Source organism: Heliomarina sp., assembly GCF_052826185.1.
This window is the reverse complement of record NZ_JBRBUI010000026.1, coordinates 1-4,659: the sequence shown is the minus strand read 5'-3', so window position 1 is coordinate 4,659 and position 4,659 is coordinate 1. Positions and strand designations below refer to the sequence as shown.

At 59.8% G+C, this 4,659-nt stretch carries 8 protein-coding genes and 1 pseudogene; 1 reads left to right on the top strand and 8 read right to left on the bottom strand.

Annotation, left to right across the window (positions count from 1 at the left end; genetic code table 11):
• Positions 1-258, top strand: a pseudogene (locus tag ACU0FH_RS08845) (glutaredoxin); the annotation flags it as partial.
• 103 nt (positions 259-361) lie between these two features.
• Here the strand turns inward: ACU0FH_RS08845 and ACU0FH_RS08840 are convergent.
• The 8 genes from ACU0FH_RS08840 to ACU0FH_RS08805 form a co-directional block, all read right to left on the bottom strand.
• Positions 362-1,102 carry a cytochrome c biogenesis CcdA family protein gene (locus ACU0FH_RS08840; RefSeq protein WP_446194273.1) on the bottom strand — a complete coding sequence of 247 codons (741 nt, stop codon included), beginning with the start codon at positions 1,100-1,102 and terminating at the stop codon, positions 362-364.
• Positions 1,099-1,590 carry a hypothetical protein gene (locus ACU0FH_RS08835; protein WP_089963146.1) on the bottom strand — a complete coding sequence of 164 codons (492 nt, stop codon included), beginning with the start codon at positions 1,588-1,590 and terminating at the stop codon, positions 1,099-1,101. Before ACU0FH_RS08835 ends, ACU0FH_RS08840 begins: the two co-directional genes overlap by 4 nt.
• On the bottom strand, positions 1,587-2,282 hold the full coding sequence (locus tag ACU0FH_RS08830; protein ID WP_446194272.1) for an SCO family protein: 696 nt from the start codon (positions 2,280-2,282) through the stop codon (positions 1,587-1,589). Before ACU0FH_RS08830 ends, ACU0FH_RS08835 begins: the two co-directional genes overlap by 4 nt.
• A 60-nt stretch (positions 2,283-2,342) precedes the next feature.
• Positions 2,343-2,615, bottom strand: coding sequence for a hypothetical protein (locus tag ACU0FH_RS08825; protein WP_071974092.1), 273 nt, complete (start codon positions 2,613-2,615; stop codon positions 2,343-2,345).
• 40 nt (positions 2,616-2,655) lie between these two features.
• Complete coding sequence (locus ACU0FH_RS08820; RefSeq protein WP_068286437.1) at positions 2,656-2,937, bottom strand: hypothetical protein; 282 nt, start codon at positions 2,935-2,937, stop codon at positions 2,656-2,658.
• A gap of 82 nt (positions 2,938-3,019) precedes the next feature.
• Positions 3,020-3,532: a TlpA family protein disulfide reductase gene (locus ACU0FH_RS08815; RefSeq protein WP_043772509.1), complete on the bottom strand. Its 513-nt coding sequence runs from the start codon at positions 3,530-3,532 to the stop codon at positions 3,020-3,022.
• On the bottom strand, positions 3,529-4,125 hold the full coding sequence (locus ACU0FH_RS08810) for a DsbE family thiol:disulfide interchange protein (RefSeq protein WP_043772511.1): 597 nt from the start codon (positions 4,123-4,125) through the stop codon (positions 3,529-3,531). The genes ACU0FH_RS08815 and ACU0FH_RS08810 overlap by 4 nt, the downstream gene beginning before the upstream one ends.
• Positions 4,122-4,499, bottom strand: coding sequence for a c-type cytochrome (locus tag ACU0FH_RS08805; protein WP_237267629.1), 378 nt, complete (start codon positions 4,497-4,499; stop codon positions 4,122-4,124). Before ACU0FH_RS08805 ends, ACU0FH_RS08810 begins: the two co-directional genes overlap by 4 nt.
• Positions 4,500-4,659: the final 160 nt, after the last annotated feature.

Below are 4,659 nucleotides of genomic sequence, written 5' to 3'. Positions count from 1 at the left end.
CCCTTCGGAGAGGCCTTCGCCGGTATCCTCATGGTCGCCGGGGCGCTCACCTGGCTGTCGGCACCCGTGGCCTTGTTCATCGGCACCGTCGGCGCGGTTTCGGTCTTCAAGGCCGTGTACATCGAAAGGCGCGAGTTGAAATGCGCCTGCGTCGGGGGAGACAGCAACGTGCCACTAGGGTTCGTCTCGCTCACCGAGAACCTGATGATGATGGTCATGGGTATCTGGATGCCGATCCGGGTCTACCTGATCGGTTGACGGCCCCGCGACCTCTACAGAGGCGCGGCGTGTACGACCTTTTTGACTGGTGGAGATGATCCCCACTTACCAGCCATCGCGCCAAGAGCTGGTTCGAAGTTCGTCAGCCGATTGTCGCGAGAAAGGGAAACGTCCCCAGCAGCCAATATGCAAACCGTGACAGTTGCCCGGTCATGATGGCAGCTCCCATGATGATCATGGCAACACCCGCGCCCTTGTAGAGCCAGCGACCGGCCTTGCCGATCTGCCTTACCCGCGCGGCGATGGCGTCGGTGAACAGCGCAGCCAGCAGGAAAGGCACCCCCAGACCAGCGGAATAGATCGACAGCAGCCAGATGCCGTCCGACATGCCGCCGGAGGTCGAACTGAGTGTCAGGATCGCGCCGAGGATCGGTCCGATGCAAGGTGTCCAGCCAAAGGCGAAGGCCAGTCCCAGCACATAGGCCCCAAACGGGCGACCGCCGGGAATGTCGAGATTGAAACGGGTATCGCGCGAGAACGCATCCAGACGAAAGATACCCACCATGAACAGTCCGAACAGAATGATGATCCCGCCTCCGATATAGTTCAGCTCGGTGCGCCATGTCAGCAGCAGCGACCCGAGCGCGCTGGCCCCGGCCCCGAGGGCGACGAAGACCGTCGAAAAGCCCAGCACGAAGCAGGCACTCAATCCGAGCGCCCCGGCACGTGCCCGCAGACCAACCGACCGCGTCGTACGCAGGTCCGGCTGCCCCGCAATGTACGAAACGTAGCCGGGCACCAGTGGCAGTACACAAGGCGACAGGAACGAAATGGCACCCGCAAGGAAGGCCGCGAAAATGCCGATGCCGGAAATATCCATCATGTTTCTCGCTTAGTGTTGAAGGACCACACGGCCCACCAGAACGCGACCAGCGGGACCACGATCCATTGCAAAACAGGTGACAGGCCCGCATCGAGGACCGGAATGATCGGCATCAGGTCCGAATAGGCCCAGGCCGCGCGGATCACGATGTTGAGCCATTCGCTGAACAGCGTGTATCCCAGTCCAAACACCACCGTCAGGACGGTCACAGACCGCCGCGTGGAGGCGACTAGGGGCCAGCCCCGGCCCGACAGCATGAGGGCAAGCATCAGCGCGCTCATGGCGATCAGGATATCACCACCCGTGCAATGGACGGCTGCGAAGACAATCTCACCCCAGGTGCCCTCGTTCCATATCGTATAGAGCGGCATATGCGCGAACTCCCAGATCAGATTGGCCGGGATGATCACCGAAAAATACCGACGCAGAGCTGTCAGGGAAATTCCGTCTGTCGAGGACAGCCTGACGCCAGTCGCAAAGACACTCATTGAGACACACCTGTTAGCCGGTCCCACCAGCTGGGCTCCCGGCGTCGATGCTGTGCGTTGTTGATCAACTCGCTGACATAGAGGATCAGGTTCACGTTCTTGAATTCCATGCCATGAAATTTTGCAGCGAACCGCCCGCCGATATCCACGACATGGGTGACCGCTCCGTGCATCATCATGTCGCTGTCGGCGGTCATAGTGAACTCCAGCCCATAGTCCCGCGCCAGAAGGCGCGTTGCGTCATCAGATTGATTAGGCTGCTTGGTCAAAATGACCCAGTTGCTCGGATCGAGTCCATGCCGATCCACGTAATCGCGCAGCACGTCCGGCGTGTTATTCACCGGATCGGTGGTGATCGAGATGAACTGCACAAGCTCCTTCATCGGCCCGTCGTTGATCGAAGTCTGTATGGCCGCGATCTTTTCGGAGTGGAGCGGGCAGATATCCGGGCAATTGGCGTAGATGAAGTGCAGGATGATCACCTTGTCGCTGAAATCCGACAGGCGCACAGGATTCCCCTCGGGATCCTGCAATTCGAAACTCGGAGCCTGCGCTGCATCGATGGCCTGGAAGTAGGGCTCCATCTCGAACATGCGCGCATCCAGGTTTTCCCCCGGATGATTGGCGAAGGCCGGAGACGAAATCGTGGCCGCGAGTATCGCTAAAGCGGCGCGCCGTGTCAGTGCTGTCAATTCTTGTATCCTTACAATAAATGCCTGCCGATCCGTTGACCGACAGGCATTTGGGCAAATCTAGCCGTCAGACTTTTCCGACGGCATCATGCCGCCGTCCATATTCTCGGTCATGGACGCCATCATCTCGGTGCAGGCTTCCATCATGGGTTTCATTTCGGCCATCATCTTCATCATGCCCATCATGTCGCCGTCCATCATGCCGCCTTGCATGGCCCCCTCATTCTGCATCATTTCGCCCGTTTCCGGCGTGGTCTGTTCCTGGGCGCTGACGGCAAATGCACTTGCGGTAAGGGCCGTCGCAACGACGAAAGTTGTAAGTGTTTTTCTCATGGTTTTCTCCTTGGGTTGATCGTGTGGTTATCGAAAGAACTCAGTCGGGAGACGCCCCGTCCGGCGAGTTGGAGCATCCCTTTCCAGACCCGCCCTTCATGCACAGACCCAGGCCGCACATCGCGGCACAGGGGGCCAGCGAGACCAGAACAGGCGCGAGCCCGATCGCGGTGAGCCATCCCCAGTTCAGGGCCATGCCGCCCCCCATCACGGTTGCCGCACCGACGAACAGCAATCGTCTGCGCGTCAACCACCGGGGCCAATTTCCTGCGCTTTCGATGTTGGCGGCACCCGCAATGTTGGAAGGTGATATTTCGGTCATCCGGAAAGTCCTTTCGATGATTAAAAGCTAGTCATTCCAGTAACTGGAAGGTCAAGGGTGAGCAGTGGACTTTTGCTGGGATTCATTCAATAAAGCTTCGCAAAAAGGACACCATCTCGGGATCATCCCATTCGGCCGGGCCGACCAGTCGCCCGAGCTCCCGCCCCTGCGCGTCGATCAGGATCGTCGTCGGCAGGCCAACGGTGCGCAGCGCGGTCATCGAAAGCATGGTCTGGTCGACATACATATTGAGATTGGTGACACCGATCTCGTCGTAGAAACGCCGAACGATTTGTGATCCGGCCCGGTCGATGGAAAGGGCAACCACTTCGAAGTCGTCGCCGCCAAGTTCCGCCTGAAGCGCATCGAGCGTCGGCATCTCTTCGCGGCAGGGGACGCACCAGGTTGCCCAGACATTCACGAGGATCACTTTGCCGCGAAAATCTTCCATGTCTCCGCGGCTGCCGTCATCTTTCTCGTAGCGCACATTGGCGACAGGCTGCGGGGTGTCGTGAAGTGCAAACCCTTGCGGTGTCGCGAAAGCCGCGCCGACGGACAGTGCCCAGGCGATCAGCGGCGGTTTCAGATTTTTCATGGCGTTTTCTCCTTGGCGGATTGGGTTTTGTGGTCACGGACGATCGGCAGCAGCGTTTCCTGCAGGATTGCTCGTGTGATCGGACCAACATGGCGGTAGGCGATGGTGCCGTCGGGCGCGATGACGTAGGTTTCGGGCACGCCATAGACGCCCCATTCGATACCGGCGCGTCCGTTGATGTCGGCCCCGATGCGCGCGTAGGGATCACCCAACTCGTCGAGCCAGGCGCGCGCCTGATCGGGCGGGTCCTTGTAGTTGATTCCGTAGAGCGGCACCTCACCGGTTGCACTCAACTCCATGAACAACGGGTGTTCGGCACGGCAGGGCACACACCACGAGGCGAAGACGTTCACCAGTGACACGTGTCCGATCAGGTCCTGCGTCGAAAGACCTTCTTCTCGGCCGAGCACCGGGGGCAGCGCGAAGTCGGGCACGGGTTTGCCGAGAAGTGCCGACGGCAAGTCGTCGCCACCCCTGAAAAGCCCCCAACCGAACAGGACCATGAGGGCAAAAGCTATCAGCGGAACCAGCACGAACCCGGAGATACTGCGTCGCGACACAGGGTCGGCATTTCCCTCGACCTCTTCCGTCATGGCTGCGCCTGCTCATCGGCAAGGGATCGGCTTTCCTGCGACGCGCGGATCCGGTTGGGCCATGTGCTCTTGATGTAGTCAATGATCGCCGTGATCTCATCGTCTGTCAGCACATCCTCATATCCGGGCATGTCGCTTTCGTACCCGTTCCCGACAATCGCCGCCGGTCCGCGTTTCACGATGTCGAGCAATACGCGGTCGGGGTGATGCCAGGTATGGCCGGAGGCGTCGTGCGGCGGGGCAGGCAACCTGCCGTTCGGCAATCGTGTGCGCCAATCTGATTGCCCCTCCAGGTTTGCCCCATGGCAACTGGCACAATTCTCTTGATAAAGGCGCTCGCCCATGAGCACGTCGCTCTGCGCCGCTACGGGCAAAACCGTCGTGGCGAGCAGGACAGCCGAGAGCCTAATCGTGTTTTTCACTAAGTTTCCGCCTTCTTGTTACGAGCCACCTACAGAGGACGATGAGTGCCGCGAGCGACGACAGGACAAGCAGGACGCAAAGCGCCCAGACCAACCCCATCGACAACAGGCT

Excerpts from the sequence above, each read along its gene's own strand:
- ACU0FH_RS08840 (WP_446194273.1), bottom strand. The coding sequence starts at position 1,102 with ATGATGGATATTTCCGGCATCGGCATTTTCGCGGCCTTCCTTGCGGGT.
- ACU0FH_RS08835 (WP_089963146.1), bottom strand. The coding sequence starts at position 1,590 with ATGAGTGTCTTTGCGACTGGCGTCAGGCTGTCCTCGACAGACGGAATT.
- ACU0FH_RS08825 (WP_071974092.1), bottom strand. The coding sequence starts at position 2,615 with ATGAGAAAAACACTTACAACTTTCGTCGTTGCGACGGCCCTTACCGCA.
- ACU0FH_RS08820 (WP_068286437.1), bottom strand. The coding sequence starts at position 2,937 with ATGACCGAAATATCACCTTCCAACATTGCGGGTGCCGCCAACATCGAA.
- ACU0FH_RS08815 (WP_043772509.1), bottom strand. The coding sequence starts at position 3,532 with ATGAAAAATCTGAAACCGCCGCTGATCGCCTGGGCACTGTCCGTCGGC.
- ACU0FH_RS08810 (WP_043772511.1), bottom strand. The coding sequence starts at position 4,125 with ATGACGGAAGAGGTCGAGGGAAATGCCGACCCTGTGTCGCGACGCAGT.